This is a genomic window from Deltaproteobacteria bacterium, assembly GCA_019912665.1.
Classification (GTDB): domain Bacteria; phylum Desulfobacterota; class GWC2-55-46; order GWC2-55-46; family GWC2-55-46; genus UBA5799.
The window spans coordinates 1-15,739 of sequence record JAIOIE010000030.1 but is presented as its reverse complement, the minus strand read 5'-3'; the positions used below and the strand labels follow the sequence as shown (position 1 = coordinate 15,739).

Sequence of the window (15,739 nt, the reverse complement as noted above, 5' to 3'; positions counted from 1 at the left end):
CGCTTTCAAGGTGATCGGTTCCACCTATTTACCTTTCCCCGCGGACGAGAGAACCGGCTCCAGCATCCCCAGCATCTCGTCCACTTCCTTTTCCGTAACCACAAGGGCCGGGATGAAACGGAGGACTTTGTCGCCCACGCAGTTTATGAGTAGCCCCTTTGCGAGGCACTCCTTCACGATCTCGCCGCCCTTTACGCCTTCGGCAAGCTCCATGCCGAGTATGAGCCCCTTGCCCCTCACCTCTTTTATGAAGCCGTATTTGGCCTTTAGCGCGTTGAGCTTCCCTTCAAGGTACGCCCCGGCTTTTTTGCAATTGTCCAGGATGCCGTCGTTTATCATAGTGTTCACTGCGGCTATCCCTGCTGCTGTCGCAAGCGGGTTCCCGCCGAATGTAGACGCGTGGGTACCGGGCACGAACGACGAGGCCACTTCTTCGGTTGCGAGCATCGCGCCTATTGCCACTCCTCCGGCAAGGCCCTTCGCTAGCGTCATGATGTCAGGCGGAGCGCCGTAGTTCTCGTAGGCGAAAAGCGTCCCCGTGCGGCCCATGCCGACCTGAACCTCGTCGAATATGAGGAGCGCCCCCGCCTTTTTGCAGACTTCCTTCAACTCCTTCAAGTAATTCGGGGACGCCACGTTCACCCCGCCCTCGCCCTGTATGGGCTCGACCATGACCGCGGCAGTGGAATCATCCACCACCCTCTTTGCGGCCTCGATGTCGTTGAAAGGCGCGTAGACGAAGCGCTCCAAAAGAGGCTCGAACCCGGACTGGTATTTCTTCTGCCCTGTCGCCGCGAGCGCGGCGAAAGTGCGGCCGTGGAACGACTGCTCCATGCTCACTATGCGATGCCTGTTCGCGCCCCTGTCGCTGAAGAACTTCCTCGATAGCTTAAGGGCCGCCTCGTTCGCCTCGGCCCCGGAGTTGCAGAAGAATACCCTCTCCGCGAAGGAGTTCTCCGTAAGGAGCCGCGCAAGCTCTGACTGCGTCTCGATGTGAAAAAGGTTCGATATATGTATGAGCTTACCGGCCTGCTCCCTGATGGCGGCTACTATCTTCGGGTGGCAGTGGCCGAGGTTGCAGACGGCCAGGCCCGATACGAAATCAAGGTATTCCTTCCCGTCCGCGTCCCACACCCGAGTCCCCTCGCCCCTTACGATCGCAACAGGGAACCTGCCGTATGTGTTAGCTACATGCTTCGAGGTAAGAGCTATTATCTCAGCGTTCGACAACTCGACTACCCTCCGGTATGCTGAATTCCCCTTTTTTAAAGCGGGGAGTAAAACTCTTATGGCAGCTTCCAAAAATTAGAGAGTCCGGGGAGAGCATTTTAGAAATTGCTTACTTCTTGAGCCCTATTGCCGTGCCCACCCCTGCGTCGGTAAATACCTCAAGAAGCACCGCGTGCTCGACCCTGCCGTCGATTATATGGGCCCTCTTTACGCCGGATACCACCGCCTCCATGCAGCACTGTAGCTTGGGTATCATGCCGCCCACGGCGACCTTCTTCGTAATGAGCGCCCGCGCCTCTGAAAGGGTAAGGGAGGATATGAGCTTTTTATCCTTGTCGAGCACCCCGGCTACGTCCGTGAGGAGGATGAGCTTCTCGGCGTTCAGGGCCGATGCAATCTTCCCCGCGACCGTATCGGCGTTTATGTTGAAGCTCGTCCCTTCCTCGTCGCCGCCGACCGGGGCGATGACCGGGATAAAGTCGCTCTCTTCGAGGACCGCGAGGACTCCGGGGTCTATGGCCTCGACGTCACCGACATAGCCCATCTCCTCGCCCTTTATCTTTAGCCTCTTGGCCTTTATGAGGCCGCCGTCCTTGCCGCCGAGGCCCACGGCCTTGCCGCCGAAGTGGTTTATGAGCCCGACTATCTCCTTGTTTATCTTCCCCACGAGGACCATCTCCACGACGTCCATGGTCTCGTTGTCGGTCACGCGGATGCCCTTTACGAACCTCGATTCCTTTCCGAGCCTCGCAAGGAGCCCGCCTATCTGGGGGCCGCCCCCGTGCACTATGACCGGGTTTATCCCGACGTACTTCATGAGGACGATGTCCCTGGCGAAGCTCTTCTTGAGGGCGTCGTCTATCATGGCGTGGCCGCCGTACTTTATGACGACCGTCTTGTTGTAGAACTTCCTTATGTACGGAAGCGATTCGAAAAGAGTGCGTATCTTTTCAATGTTCTTCTGCACAGGCACGCTCCATATGCTCTTGGCCCCGGAGGCGGGGTAAGATACTCCGGATTCAAAAAAATATCCGTGGTCCGGGGCTGAGCCGCTGGCTCCCCCCGGAGGCCACGGCTCGATTACAGTATATACCTCGACAGGTCTTCGTCCTTCACTATGTCCGAAAGCCTGCTGTTCACGTATTCCCGGTCTATGACTATCTTTTTCTCGGCCATATCGGGCGCGTTGAAGGATATCTCGTCGAAGACCCTTTCCATGACGGTATGGAGCCTCCGCGCGCCTATGTTCTCCATCCTGTCGTTCACGATCGTGGCGATGGACGCTATCTCCCTCACCCCGTCGTCCGTGTATTCCACCTCTATCCCCTCGGTTTCGAGAAGCGCCTTGTACTGCTTGAGGAGCGCGTTCTCGGGCTCGGTGAGTATCCTTATGAAGTCCTCCTCGCCGAGCGGGCCGAGCTCGACCCTTATGGGGAAGCGGCCCTGGAACTCCGGTATTAGGTCCGAGGGCTTCGCTATGTGGAACGCGCCCGAGGCGATGAATAGTATGTGGTCGGTCTTTACCATTCCGTATTTGGTGTTGACGGTCGAGCCCTCGACTATGGGGAGGAGGTCTCTCTGGACGCCTTCCCTGGAGACGTCCGGGGTCTGCCCGGACTGGCGGCCCGCGATCTTGTCTATCTCGTCTATGAATACGATTCCGGACTGCTCTACCCTCTCGACCGCCTCCTTCGTCACCTTCTCCATGTCGATTAGGCGCTGGCTCTCCTCGTTTATGAGTAGCTCCCGGGCGTCGGGCACCTTGACCTTCCGCCTCCGGGTCTTTTTCGGGAAGATGTTCGAGAACATGTCCTTCAGGTTCATGTCCATCTCCTCGAACCCGCCCTGTGACGAGAGTATCTCTATCGAGGGCATCTTCTGCTGCTCGCTGGTCTCTACCTCTATCTCCTTGTCATCGAGCTTGCCTTCACGGAGCAGCCCCCTGAGCTTTTCGCGCGTGGACTTCTGCGCCTCGCGCTCCTTCGCTATCTTCTCATGGTCGGCTACCTGGAGCGGCGAGACGGTCGTGGGCGGAAGAAGTAGGTCGAGTATCCTCTCCTCGGCCAGGTCCTTCGCCTTCACCCTTACCCTTACCCTCTCCTCGTCCTTTACCATCTTGACCGCAAGCTCGGCAAGGTCCCTTATTATGCTCTCGACGTCCCGGCCCACGTAGCCGACCTCGGTGAACTTGCTCGCCTCGACCTTTATGAACGGGGCCTGGGCAAGCTTCGCAAGCCTTCTCGATATCTCGGTCTTCCCCACGCCCGTGGGGCCTATCATTATTATGTTCTTGGGGTATATCTCTTCCCGGAGGTCGGCCCTCACCTGCTGGCGGCGCCAGCGGTTCCGGAGCGCTATGGCCACGGCCCGTTTGGCGAGCTTCTGGCCTATTATGAACTTATCGAGCTCCGATACTATTTCCCTTGGAGTAAAGCTTTTCATGATGATAAACCTTCTTAATATTTTCCTGCAAAGGCCTGCTTATGCAGGCAATTTTCACGAAAGCTCTTCGACTGTTATGCTGCTGTTCGTATAGATGCATATCTCGGCGGCGGTCTTAAGGGCCTCCTCCGCTATTGTCCTCGCATCGAGGGCTGTGTGCCTCGATAGCATCTTTGCCGCGGCCAGCGCGAATGCGCCGCCAGAGCCTATGGCCGCTATCCCCTCCTCGGGCTCGATGACATCGCCGTTCCCGGAGATGACGAAAGTATGCTCTATATCGGCCACGACCAGCAGGGCCTCGAGCCTCCTTAATACCCGGTCGGTCCGCCAGTCCTTTGCGAGCTCTATTACGGCCCTGGTGATGTTGCCCCTTGCGGCCTCGAGCTTGGCCTCGAACTTGTCGAAGAGGGTCATGGCGTCGGCTGTCGAACCGGCGAAACCAGCCAATACCTTCCCTTCAAGCAGGCGGCGCACCTTGACGGCCCCCTTCTTCATGACAGTCGCCCCGAGCGTGACCTGCCCGTCCCCGGCTATGGCCACCTTTCCGTCCCTCCGGACGGCTATGATAGTAGTCCCGTGAAACTCGATGCCTGACAAATGGACCTCCGCTACGTCTTCCTGGCCCTCGGATGGGCCTTGTCGTATGCCTCCATGAGGGCCGCAATGCCGACCCTGGTATATCTCTGCGTCGTGGAAAGTTTCGAGTGCCCCAGCAGCTCCTGTATTGACCGGAGGTCGGCCCCGGCGTCAAGCAAGTGGGTCGCGAACGAATGCCGGAGCGAGTGCGGGGTCGGGTCCTTCATTATGCCGCTACGGAAGACGTAGAGCTTTAAAAGCCTCTCTACCGTCCTCTGGGATACCCGCCCACTCTTGCCCTTGCCAGTGAAGAGCGGGCCTTTTCGCATGCCCCTCTCGTCCAGGTAAGCCATGAGTGCTTCCCTGGCCTTTGAGCCGATATAGGCTATCCGCTCCTTGCTGCCCTTTCCGAGGACCCGCATGGTCCCGGCCTCGATATCCACATCCTCGAGGTCAAGGCCGGTAAGCTCGCTTAACCGTATGCCTGAGGAATAAAGGAGCTCGAGTATGGCAAGGTCGCGTCGCGCCGTCTTTCTGCCGTCTTCCGTTGCGGGCGACTCGACAAGGGCCGAGGCCTCCTCGACCGTAAGGACCGCCGGGAGGTACTTTTCCGTCTTCGGAGTCGGCACGTTCTCGGCCGGGTTCCGGGCCGCGAGTCCCTTTCTTCTAAGATACCTGAAAAACGACCGTATGGAAGATAGCTTACGGGCTATCGAGACCTTCTTCCGTCCGCCGTGGAGCGAATAAACGAAAGAGATGACGGCAGCTTCATCTATACGGGAAATGTCCGGGTCCTCACCTAAACCACGATTTTCCGCGAGAAAGGAGCGGAACTGTTCCAGGTCCCTCATATAGCCCAGTCGGGTATTGGGGGATGAGTTCCTCTCAACGGCCAGGTAGCTTCCAAAGTCCTCTATAAGCCGCTTAAGCCCGTTCACAGAAGCCCCTTTTTATCCAGGCCCGCCCGCGCATCCTGGAACCGCGGTAAATTCAGCTTATAACACCAAAACCCCGAACCTGCAATATCTAAAATGAGCCGGGGAGCATGCTCGCAGGCCCCGGAAAAAGAGAGCCCCGCCGGGTAAGAGGGGGGCTGATTACGACTGCTATTCAATGAATTTGGGGCGATATGATTTTAGCAACCTTTTAAAAATTAGAGATTTCCCCGCTTTTCCCGGAAGGGCGGGAATAAAAGCGGAGCATATATGAAAATATGCGAGCATTTTTATTCACGTCCTGACGCAGAGTCCGGGGAAAAGATCGATTTTTCAGAGGTTGCTTACTGTATTGCCTGGCCGATCCTCCAAAACCTTATCCAGTTGTCGTCGCTGTTCCACGACCAGTAAATTAGGAGGGCTTTCCCTTTTATGTCCTTGATGGGCACCGGCCCCCAGAACCTCGAGTCGTAGCTCCTGTCGCGGTTGTCGCCGATTGCGAAAATAGCGCCCTCGGGGACCGAATAGGGGCCGAAGGATACGCTCCTTTCGACCTCCTCGCCGTAGACCCCGCCCTTGCTAATGCCGTACGGGTCTTGCCATTCCTCCCCGTTTATGTAGATCTTCCTCGATATTATCTCGACACGGTCGCCGGGAAGCCCGACCACCCTCTTTATATAGTCCTTGGACCTGTCGCCGGGGAAGCGGAAGACCACGACGTCGCCCCGCTCTATCTCTCCCCATGTACGGAAAAGCCTGGTCTCGAAGAAGGGGACCGTAGTCCCGAGCACCTTTATCATTGCGGGCTTGGGCACCTGTATGCCGTAAGAGAGCTTGCTTACGATTATATGGTCCCCCACGAGGAGCGTATCTTCCATCGAGCCCGATGGTATCTTGAAGGCCTGTATTATGAAGGTCCTTATGACGAGGGCCAATACAAGGGCGATGGCGATCGCCTCGACGATCTCCCGCGCGTGCCCTTTTTTCCGCTTCTCGTCCCGTGCCTTATCTTCCTTTTCCTTTTCCGCCATCTCTATTCCCATCAGCTCACCTTGAGGACGGCAAGGAACGCCTCTTGCGGGAGCTCCACCCTGCCCACCTGCTTCATGCGCTTTTTGCCTTCCTTCTGCTTCTCGATGAGCTTCCTTTTCCTCGTTATGTCGCCGCCGTAGCACTTGGCGGTCACGTTCTTCCTCATGGCCTTGATGGTCTCCCTCGCGATGACCTTGTTCCCTATGGCGGCCTGTATGGCTATCTCGAACATCTGCCTGGGGATTATCTCGCGCATCTTTTCCGTGAGTTCCCTGCCCCTCGCGTACGCACGCTCCTTCGGCACTATGAGGGAGAGCGCGTCGACCGTCTCGCCGTTTATGAGGATATCCAGCTTCACGAGCTCCGAGGCCCTGAAATCAAGGTACTCGTAGTCCATCGAGGCGTAGCCCTTGGTGAGGGTCTTGAGCTTATCGTAGAAATCGAGGACTATCTCGTTAAGGGGTATCTCATAGACCACGACCACCCTCGAGGTGCTCAGGTACTTTATCTCGCGCTGTATGCCTCTTTTACTCTCGCAGAGGCCGAGTATGGCGCCCAGGAACTCGGACGGAAGGTGAATGGTAGCGAGTATGTACGGCTCCTCTATCTTCTCTATGAACTGCGGGGTCGGCAGGTTCGAGGGGTTCTCGACCAGCATGACGGAGCCGTCGGTCTTCGTGACCCTGTAGACGACCGTTGGCGCTGTAGTTATGAGCTCCAGGCCGTACTCCCGTTCGAGCCTCTCCCTGATTATCTCCATGTGGAAAAGGCCCAGGAAGCCGCACCTGAACCCGAAGCCCAGTGCCAGAGAGGTCTCGGGCTCGAAGGTGAAGGACGAGTCGTTGAGCCTCAATTTCATGACCGCTTCCTTAAGGTCCTCGTACTGGACCGAATCGACCGGATAGAGGCCGCTAAATACCATCGACTTGGCGGGCTTGTATCCGGGAAGAGGCTCTGAGGTCGGATTCGCGGCATCGGTAATCGTATCGCCGACGCTCGTGTCCCTAACTTCCTTTATGCCGGCTATGACGAAACCGACCTCGCCGGGGCCGAGCTCCTCCACCACCTTCGGCTTCGGGGCGAAGACGCCGACATGGTCGACGTCGAACTCCTTGCCGTTTGCCATGAAGCGTATCCTGGTCCCCTTCCTTATGGTCCCCTCGTAGACCCTTATCTGCACTATTACGCCCTTGTATATGTCATACCAGCTGTCGAATACCAGGGCCTTCAAGGGGGCCTTCTCGTCCCCGCCCGGATGGGGTATGCGCTTTACGATGGCCTCGAGCACGTCCTTTATCCCGATGCCCTCCTTGGCGCTCGTAAGCACGGCCTCGGATGCGTCGATGCCGCATACCTCCTCGATCTCGGCCTTTATCCTCTCGGGCTCGGCCGACGGGAGGTCGATCTTGTTGAGGACCGGGAATATCTCAAGCCCTACGTCCACGGCCGTGTAGAGGTGGGCAAGCGTCTGCGCCTCGACCCCCTGCGAGGCGTCCACAATGAGGATCGCCCCCTCGCACGCCGAGAGCGAACGCGAGACCTCGTAGCTGAAGTCCACGTGGCCTGGCGTGTCGATGAGGTTAAGGACATAGGTCTCCCCGTCGTCGGCCTTGTAAGAGAGCCGCGCCGTCTGGGCCTTTATGGTGATGCCCCGCTCGCGCTCGAGCTCCATCTTGTCGAGGAACTGGTCCATCATCTCCCTTTTGGATATGCTCCCGGTGTACTCGAGGAGCCTGTCCGAAAGGGTGGACTTTCCATGGTCTATGTGCGCTATTATCGAAAAGTTGCGGATATTGCCTGTCTTCGTCGTCAAAATTACGGCCTTTTCCCTTCCCGTACGGATAAATGCGATAACAAGATATTGTAAATAAAGAGAGGGGGTTTGTCAAAATAAAACCCCGGCCCCTTCGCGGGGCCGGGGCCGCTTCCCTAGCAGGGAAAATGCCACATTAGGGCCGCCCGACGGACCGCCCCCTCCGTCACCTCGCGGTGACCTGGTCTATCCACTTGAGATAGTCCGAGTGCCCGGCCTTTATATCGATTGCTATGATCTCGGGGACCTCGTAGGCGTGAAGCTCCAATATGCGGGCCTTGAGTGCGTCAAAGAGCCCTGCCCTGGTCTTAATGATGCAGAGCACCTCTTCCTCGTCGTAAATCTCGCCCTTCCACATGTAGATGGACCGGAGCCCCGGGAGCATGTTGCAGCACGCGGCAAGCCCCTCGCTTACGACCGCGTCAGCTATCTGCAGGGCCGCGTCCTGATCCTGGGCTGTCGTGAAGACGACGATATGTCCGTCCATGGGAGACTCCTTCTGATAGCATCTCAACGGCTCAAGGCCGTCCGTGACCGTTCGGATGATTGAATTCAGGGAATCCAGAAATGGAAACTACCATCTTTGGAGGGATAAATCAACAAGGTAAGGCGCCGGGGCCCGCTAAGGGGAAAGGCTTTTCAGCCGCTGAGCATCCTCTTAAGCTCTTCTACCATCCTCGTTTTGTGAGTTCCTCCCCAATATATACGACGGCAGACCGGGCATGCCGAAAACCCGGCCTGCGTTGCGTAGACATAAGGGGGGACCTTCCCCCTTATTGACTCGCGGGGGACATCTTCCAGGACGGCATTGCACCTTAAGCATCTCGTAAGGAGCATTCCCTTTTCCGGCGGATACGCGGAAGCGACCTCCCTCAGCTGGTCCTCTATGCGGTCGCCCCTTATGAAAAAAGCCATGTTCCTGACCGCCTTCCGCTTGATAAGCCTCGTGTCCCTTGTGAGTACGATCCTGCCTCCGGCAGCCGCCCTCCTGACCAGCTCGCCGTCTTCTATAGAGGGGTCGTACTCGACATCATAGCCGAGGGTCCTCATCCACCTTGCGAGCTTGCCGAGCATGGAATCGGCAAAGAACCTTGGGTTTCCGTTCACTATTGACCTGTTATCGGCAGGGTATGTTGGTCTACTTCCAAGATAACTCTGGCCACAAGCCTGAGCTTAAGTCAAGGGCGGGAAGAGCGGGATTAAGCTGGGATATTGGGATTCGCCGGGCTCGGGCCATCAGCTAGCGGTCTTAAGCTGGCGTACGGCCCTCCCGACTACAAATAAAGACGAGCGGAGGAAGACCGCCGCTATGGCAAGACCTATGGCCATGTCAGGCCACCATGAGCCTGTCGCCCAGACACCGGCTGCCGCGACGAAGAGCGAGACGTTGGCGATAATGTCATTACGCGAGCAGAGCCAGACGGAGTGCATGTTTATGTCGTCGCTCCGGTGCTTCCAGAGGAGCCAGAGGCATATGGAGTTGGCAAAAAGAGCAAGCGCCCCTATTCCGCCTATGACATCTGCAGGAGGGATCGCGGGGTTCAATAGCCTGTAGGCCGCCTCGCCGAGCACGAAAAACCCGAACGCGGCCATAATGAGCCCCTTGAAAAGGGCTGACGCGGCCTGCCACCTTGCGCCCCTGCCGAGCACATAGAGGCTGAAGCCGTATACGAGAGAATCTCCGAGCATGTCGAGCGAGTCTGCCTGCAGGGCCGTTGAGCCGGCGAGTGTCCCTGCACCGGCCTCAACGAGGAACATTACCGCGTTTATGGCCAGCACGGCCTTGAGGACCGCGCCCTGCTTTTCTCGCAGGGCTTCGATCTCGCATGCCTTATCCTGGCAGCAGTCCGCCATGCCGGGTCCTATTTCTTTAGTATGCTGCCGATTATGGTTATCGCGTTGTCCTTCAAGGCGTTCAGGTCATGGTTCAGTGTGTGGGGGCTAGTAAGGAGGTTTCCCGCAATCACAAGTGAAGGCGTCTCGCTTATCCCGTACTCCCTCGCCATATCGAGAGCCTTCCTCGCCTGTTCCGTTTTCGCGCCGGTCCTGAGCTTCCTGCTGAAGTCGAAGCCGAGTCCCATCTCTGCCGCCAGGGATTCGAGCACCTGGATGTTCCCGATGTCCTTCTTCTCTATGAAGTTGGCCCTGAAGAGGGCCTTTTTCATCTCCTCGCCCTTTCCGGCCTCCTCGGCCAGGAAATACGCCTCGCTCGGCTTGGTGGACGCCTGGCCCCAATATACGGGCACTATCGTCCATTTTATCTTTTTCGGGAAGTTGCCCTTTACGACCGGCACAGACTCCTCGAACTTGTAGCAGCTCCCGCAATAGAAGCTCAGGAACTCGACAACCTCTACCGTCTTGCCGTCGAATTTGAATTCCTTGCCCTGCACCTCCGTGTAGGTCCCCTTTATCGAGGGGGCCGGAGCTGCCGAGGCGGCTAGCGGGATGAATGCGAGCCCGACCAGCAGTAAAAGTATTTTCTTCAACATGCGTCCTCCTTCGTCCTTGTTGTTAATGGCCTATGCCTTCAATGTATCTCTTGAATTCGAAATTAGGGCTCCTCTCGACCGTATGGCACTTGACGCATACGGATTCGCCTACCGGCTGCATTGGCTTGAAGTCCTTCGTATGCTCCCTGCCCGGCCCGTGGCAAGCCTCGCACTGCACCCCGGCCAGTTTCGGAGTGGCGGAAATGCTGTAAAAACCGCCGTCCTCTCCATAGCCGGTCGAATGGCACTTCACGCATTCAGGGTCTCTTGGTTTACCGGCCCTTTCAAGCGTGGCGAAGGCCTCCGAATGTCGCGTGGTCTTCCAGCCCTCATGGTATGCGCGGTGGCATTCCATGCAGCTCTCTGCCCCGAGATAGGGGCTAAGGCCCGTCTGAGGCATGTCCTCGTCTTTTACAAGCTCGGCGACTTTCCTGTCATATTCGTTAATTATTTCACGTACTTTTTGGCCTTCCTTGACATCATTTCCCAGGTCCTGCCACCGGTGGCTGAACCCTGAGACCCGACCGTTCTCATCGAGGCTGAGCGTAAGGACTCCGAGCTTCTGCCCCCTGGGGTAGCCGGAAACAACAAGCGCCCTGCCGGATGCAAGCGGCTCTTCCAGGACCTCTCCGGAAGAGGTGACGACAACGTCCCAGTCTTCTACCTGGCCTAGCTCCGAGGACGGCCTGTCCGTAAGGAGCAGATTGATCATGCCCTTCCTGGAGGCGGCCTTGTCTACGCTTATATTAAGGGCGAGTTTCCCCTTTTCGACCCGCACCGCGCCCGGGCTCCCGGTGAGGTCGCTGATAGCATTTACCCCGTACCCGTTCGCCGCTTCCGCTACCGGCTTAAGCGCCTTGCCGCCGTATAAAGCAACGGCGTCATACTTCATCAGCGAGAACGACCTGAGGACGACATCCGATTTGAGCCTGCCCTGCCGCGAACCGTCCCCGAGGGAGTTGCCTGCGTCCACTAGCACATAGGGACTGAGCCTCTCTTTATTCGCATTGATGAAACCCGAAAGCCTCGCGAGCCCGCCCGAAAGGTTCTCCGGCGAACAGCCGCACGGCTCGAGCTCTCCCCTCATGGCCCCGCTGTAGAGGATGGTCAATACGCCATCTTCAGCAAAAGCCGCAGCAGGCAAAAGGAAGATTGAGACCGCGAATACAATGGCTTTCAGCAAAGAATACCTCTCATTTCAGGGCTTTGATGCCTCCTCCGGGAAAGGGCATGGCGGGGGCACCAGCTCGTACATAGGTAAACGGGCTGCATATGGCTATTCGCGGCGCATCACGTGCGCAGCCCGGAAAGGACCTGTCTGAATACAGGCATACTGCATGCCGCGGGCCGATAGGCCCGTTAGTTGGCATCGTCCAAAGCCTCTTATAATATACAGATTTATGGGATTTAAGTCAAACCGGAAAAGGAAGGAAAAACAGTGTCTACTGGATTGAAAGCAGTCTGCCCGTGTCGGAAAGGACGGGGCAGCTTTAGGCGTGTATCAGTTTGCGATAGTCCTTCTATGCGCATAGCCTAAGCGCATTCCTTGAGCACCCGGCCCGCTATCTCATTAAGCGGCAGCACGCAGTCCACTGCCCCGGCCTTTACGGCCTCCTTGGGCATGCCGTATACGACCGAGGTGCGCTCGTCCTGCGCGATATTGAATGAGCCGGCCTCCTTCATCTCCTTCATGCCCTTTGAGCCGTCGTCGCCCATGCCCGTCAATATGACCCCGACGGCGTTCTTCCCGGCGTACATGGCAGCGGAACGGAAGAGGACGTCAACCGACGGCCTGTGCCTCGAAACGAGGGGCCCGTCCTTTATCTCGACATAATATCTCGCGCCGCTCCTCTTTAGCATCATGTGCCTGTTCCCCGGCGCGATGAGGGCCCTCCCCCTTATGACGGTATCGTTGTCCTCGGCCTCCTTTACCGATATCCTGCACGCGGAGTCGAGCCTTTTTGCGAACGATGCGGTGAACTTTTCGGGCATGTGCTGGACTATGACTATGCCGGGCGAATCGAGAGGCATGGACATGAGGAATTCGCTTATCGCTTCGGTTCCGCCGGTCGAGGCTCCGAGGATGATCACCTTTTCGGTCGTCCGGAGCATGGCCTTCGTGGGCCTGGATTTAGCGATGACCGCGTCCGCGTTGAGCTTGGGGGCCGGGGCGACCGCATGGACCGGCACCCTCCTGAGCTTCGCGACGGAAGCGGCCCTAACCGCGTCACATATGAGCACGCGTGATTCCTCGAGAAACTCCTTAGTGCCAATGGTCGGCTTCTGCAAAATCTCGACCGCGCCGTACTCAAGCGCCTTAAGCGCAGTCTCCGAGCCTCCGCCCGCGAGGCTCGAGATGACTACCGTCGGTATCGGGTGCTGGCTCATGAGCTTCTGGAGAAAGGTGATGCCGTCCATGCGCGGCATCTCGACATCGAGGGTTATGACGTCAGGCAGGTCGTGCGCTATCTTCTCGGCAGCGATAAAGGGGTCGCTTGCCGCCCCGATGACCTCGAGGTCGGGCTCGGAGCCTATTATGGCCGTCAGGACCTTCCTCACGACCGCGGAATCGTCTATTACGAGTACCTTTGTCTTTTTCGTCATTCATGCCGCCCTATCTTCCTTACGAACACCTCGCCGGTGCCGGTATGGAACATTATTTTTCTCCCGTGCGTTCCGCCGACGTCCTCGCAGGCGACATGTATGCCTGCTTCCGCAAGCGCGCCCCTGGCGAACGTAATATTACGCTCACCGACGTTAAGGACCCCCGAGCTTTCGAGGACGCTCGCGCCGCCGAAGACCTTGGCCACGAGCCTTGACTTGCCGCAACCGACCTGAAGGAGCCTCTCTATCAGCGTCGGGACCGCGATATTGCCGTACTTGGGTGTCCTCAGGCCCTCTCCGTTCCAGTACGGGAGGAGATAGTGGTTTATGCCCCCGGCCCTCCTCTCAGGGTCCCACAGGCAGACAGAGATGCACGAGCCGAGGACCGTCACGACGCTGTGCGAGCCCGCCTCGGCAAATAGCATCCCGGGGTACAGGTAGTGCTGTCCCCCGGCTTTTACGGTATTCAGCAGCACTCTATCAGAACCTTCTGGTCTCGGGTTGGGTAAAGAACTCGGCGCCGTCCATCGAAATGGCGCAGGTGGAAACATCCATGTCGGCCTCGGGGACCGATACCGTAAAGAGCGCCCCTTTTCCCGGGCTGCTCTCGACCGATATATCCCCGCCGAGGAGGTCCACGGTGGCCTTGACTATCGATAAGCCCAGGCCGTGCCCCAGGTGCTGCTTCGAAGCGCCGCTGTCAAGCTGCCTGAACCTCTCGAACAGCAGGTTGAAATCGCGGGGGTCTATGCCCGGGCCGCGGTCCCTCACCGATATCCTGAGCCAGCCGTCCTCGGTCGCGGCGGCAACGGAAATTTCGCCCCCATCCGGGCTGAACTCGATGGCGTTGGCCAGGAGGTTAGTGGCGATCCTGTGCACTTTTTCGGCATCGGTACGGAATGCCTTCTCAGTAAGCTCGGTCTGGACGTCAAGGTACACGGAGACCTTCTTTTCCGCTGCCCTGTGGCCCAGGGAGGAGACCACGTCCTTAAGTATCGAGTCCATGTCGACGCTTGAGAACCCAGGGACCGCCTCGCCGGCCTCGAGCTCGGCCGCGGCGAAGATGTTCCTGAGCTGGAAGTTGAGGCTGAAGGACTCCTTGTGTATCATCCCTATTATGGATCTGAGGGTGGCATGGTCCGGCAGTTCGTCGCCGGATATGAGGACCTCGGACATCGTAAGGACAGACGTGAGCGGGTTGTTTATCTCATTCCTTATGTTCGAGAGAAAGCTGGACTTCACATCCTCGGATTCTATGAGCTTCCTGTTGAGCTCCTCCAGCTTGCCCGTAAGCTCGACAAGCCCGGCATAGGCCTTGTCCTTGGCCTCAAGCCTCTCCTCTATGACGGCCAGGAGTTCCCTGTCCGAAAGGTCTCGCATCTTGGCTCACCTCCCTGAATTCAGCACTTTATGTATACGGACGCGGCTACTTTCTTAAGCGGAAGCCCGAGCCCGCTAAGCGTCTCGGAATGGCCGAGGAAAAGATACCCGCCGGGCTTGAGGTAGTTGCAGAACTTCCACATGAGCCGCTCCTGCGTTTCCCTGTTGAAGTAGATAATGACGTTCCTGCAGAAGATAATGTCGAGCGGGCTTTCAATCGGGAACTCCTCGTCCATGAGGTTAAGCCTCGCGAACCTTACCTTTTCCCTCACCTCCGGCGCGACCCGCACGAGCCCCGATGACCTGTCTCTGCTCCTCAGGAAATAGCGTCTTCTGAAGCTCTCCGGCACAGGAACGAGTCTCTCTTCCTTGTAAATCCCCTTGCTGGCCATCTCAAGCACCCGTGTCGAGATGTCGGTAGCCAGGATATCGAAATCGAAACCGAGCCCCGGGTGGCCTGACGCGAACTCGCTTAAGACCATAGCGAGGGTATATGGTTCCTCGCCCGTTGAGCAGCCGGCGCTCCAGATGGAGACGCGGCGGCCCGACTCGCGGACCATGGCTGGAAGTATGCTCTGGAGGAGCAGGTCGAAATGATGCGACTCCCTGAAAAAATCGGTTTTGTTCGTCGTGACCAGGTCGAGCATGAAGACCAGCTCCCGCGCCATGCCGCCGGGGCCGAATAGCGTGTCGCAGTACTCGGAAAAGGTCTTGCACCCGAGCGCACGGAGGCGCTTCTGGAGCCTGGACTCGAGTAGCGCCTTCTTTGCCGGCGGCATCTTGATCCCGAGCTCCTGCTGGATGAAAGTACTGAGCCGCTGAAAATCGCCCTCGGAAAGCCTTTTGAGGCCCCCCGGGGACGCCACGTCGATATCGTCAACAGGGCTTATCGCGTATTCCATATCCGGTCCCCGCTTCACGCGCTCTCGGCCGCGGATTCGCCGCTGATTACTACGAGCTCGCTGGAAGAGAATATCTTGTTTATCTCAAGGATGATTATGAACTGCTCATCCCTCTTGCCCATGCCTTTTATGAACTCGGTATTGAGCCTCGTGCCTATGCGCGGAGGCGGCTCAATATGCCCGGGCTCTATCTCTATGACCTCCTGGACCGAGTCCGCGAGAGCCCCGATTACGAGCTTTTCGCCGTCAAGGCTTATCTCGACGATTATTATGCAGGTGTTGACCGTCTGCTCCGTACGGCTCATGCCGAACTTCAGGCGCATGTCGACTACCGGC

General features: G+C 57.7%; 17 protein-coding genes. All 17 read right to left on the bottom strand.

The window, feature by feature from the left end:
- Window positions 1-24: 24 nt before the first annotated feature.
- The gene (locus tag K8I01_12360) at window positions 25-1,230 is read right to left on the bottom strand and encodes an aspartate aminotransferase family protein (GenBank protein MBZ0221210.1); all 1,206 of its coding nucleotides are present in this window, start codon (window positions 1,228-1,230) and stop codon (window positions 25-27) included.
- A gap of 109 nt (window positions 1,231-1,339) precedes the next feature.
- On the bottom strand, window positions 1,340-2,197 hold the full coding sequence (gene argB / locus K8I01_12355; protein MBZ0221209.1) for an acetylglutamate kinase: 858 nt from the start codon (window positions 2,195-2,197) through the stop codon (window positions 1,340-1,342).
- Between the two features lie 113 nt (window positions 2,198-2,310).
- Entirely contained in the window at window positions 2,311-3,675 is a 1,365-nt protein-coding gene (hslU, locus tag K8I01_12350; GenBank protein MBZ0221208.1) for an ATP-dependent protease ATPase subunit HslU, read from the bottom strand.
- Between the two features lie 51 nt (window positions 3,676-3,726).
- Window positions 3,727-4,260: an ATP-dependent protease subunit HslV gene (gene hslV / locus K8I01_12345; GenBank protein ID MBZ0221207.1), complete on the bottom strand. Its 534-nt coding sequence runs from the start codon at window positions 4,258-4,260 to the stop codon at window positions 3,727-3,729.
- Window positions 4,261-4,280: 20 nt separating this feature from the next.
- Complete coding sequence (locus K8I01_12340) at window positions 4,281-5,186, bottom strand: tyrosine recombinase XerC (protein ID MBZ0221206.1); 906 nt, start codon at window positions 5,184-5,186, stop codon at window positions 4,281-4,283.
- A gap of 341 nt (window positions 5,187-5,527) precedes the next feature.
- Window positions 5,528-6,214 carry a signal peptidase I gene (gene lepB, locus K8I01_12335; GenBank protein ID MBZ0221205.1) on the bottom strand — a complete coding sequence of 229 codons (687 nt, stop codon included), beginning with the start codon at window positions 6,212-6,214 and terminating at the stop codon, window positions 5,528-5,530.
- A gap of 11 nt (window positions 6,215-6,225) precedes the next feature.
- Window positions 6,226-8,028 carry a translation elongation factor 4 gene (lepA, locus tag K8I01_12330; protein ID MBZ0221204.1) on the bottom strand — a complete coding sequence of 601 codons (1,803 nt, stop codon included), beginning with the start codon at window positions 8,026-8,028 and terminating at the stop codon, window positions 6,226-6,228.
- A gap of 166 nt (window positions 8,029-8,194) precedes the next feature.
- Entirely contained in the window at window positions 8,195-8,515 is a 321-nt protein-coding gene (locus tag K8I01_12325; protein MBZ0221203.1) for a divalent-cation tolerance protein CutA, read from the bottom strand.
- Window positions 8,516-8,667: 152 nt separating this feature from the next.
- Window positions 8,668-9,135 (bottom strand): Mut7-C RNAse domain-containing protein, encoded by a 468-nt coding sequence (locus K8I01_12320; GenBank protein MBZ0221202.1) that lies wholly within the window; start codon window positions 9,133-9,135, stop codon window positions 8,668-8,670.
- Between the two features lie 129 nt (window positions 9,136-9,264).
- Window positions 9,265-9,882, bottom strand: coding sequence for a cation transporter (locus tag K8I01_12315; GenBank protein MBZ0221201.1), 618 nt, complete (start codon window positions 9,880-9,882; stop codon window positions 9,265-9,267).
- 8 nt (window positions 9,883-9,890) lie between these two features.
- Complete coding sequence (locus K8I01_12310; protein MBZ0221200.1) at window positions 9,891-10,517, bottom strand: DsbA family protein; 627 nt, start codon at window positions 10,515-10,517, stop codon at window positions 9,891-9,893.
- A 22-nt stretch (window positions 10,518-10,539) separates the two neighbouring features.
- Entirely contained in the window at window positions 10,540-11,700 is a 1,161-nt protein-coding gene (locus K8I01_12305; protein ID MBZ0221199.1) for a hypothetical protein, read from the bottom strand.
- 350 nt (window positions 11,701-12,050) lie between these two features.
- Complete coding sequence (locus K8I01_12300; GenBank protein MBZ0221198.1) at window positions 12,051-13,121, bottom strand: chemotaxis response regulator protein-glutamate methylesterase; 1,071 nt, start codon at window positions 13,119-13,121, stop codon at window positions 12,051-12,053.
- Window positions 13,118-13,546, bottom strand: a complete 429-nt coding sequence (locus K8I01_12295; GenBank protein ID MBZ0221197.1) for a chemotaxis protein CheD — start codon at window positions 13,544-13,546, stop codon at window positions 13,118-13,120. Before K8I01_12295 ends, K8I01_12300 begins: the two co-directional genes overlap by 4 nt.
- A gap of 55 nt (window positions 13,547-13,601) precedes the next feature.
- Window positions 13,602-14,501: a HAMP domain-containing histidine kinase gene (locus K8I01_12290; protein MBZ0221196.1), complete on the bottom strand. Its 900-nt coding sequence runs from the start codon at window positions 14,499-14,501 to the stop codon at window positions 13,602-13,604.
- A 20-nt stretch (window positions 14,502-14,521) separates the two neighbouring features.
- Window positions 14,522-15,403 (bottom strand): protein-glutamate O-methyltransferase, encoded by an 882-nt coding sequence (locus K8I01_12285; GenBank protein ID MBZ0221195.1) that lies wholly within the window; start codon window positions 15,401-15,403, stop codon window positions 14,522-14,524.
- A 14-nt stretch (window positions 15,404-15,417) separates the two neighbouring features.
- The coding region (locus tag K8I01_12280; GenBank protein MBZ0221194.1) for a chemotaxis protein CheW at window positions 15,418-15,739 on the bottom strand (322 nt) is incomplete at its 5' end.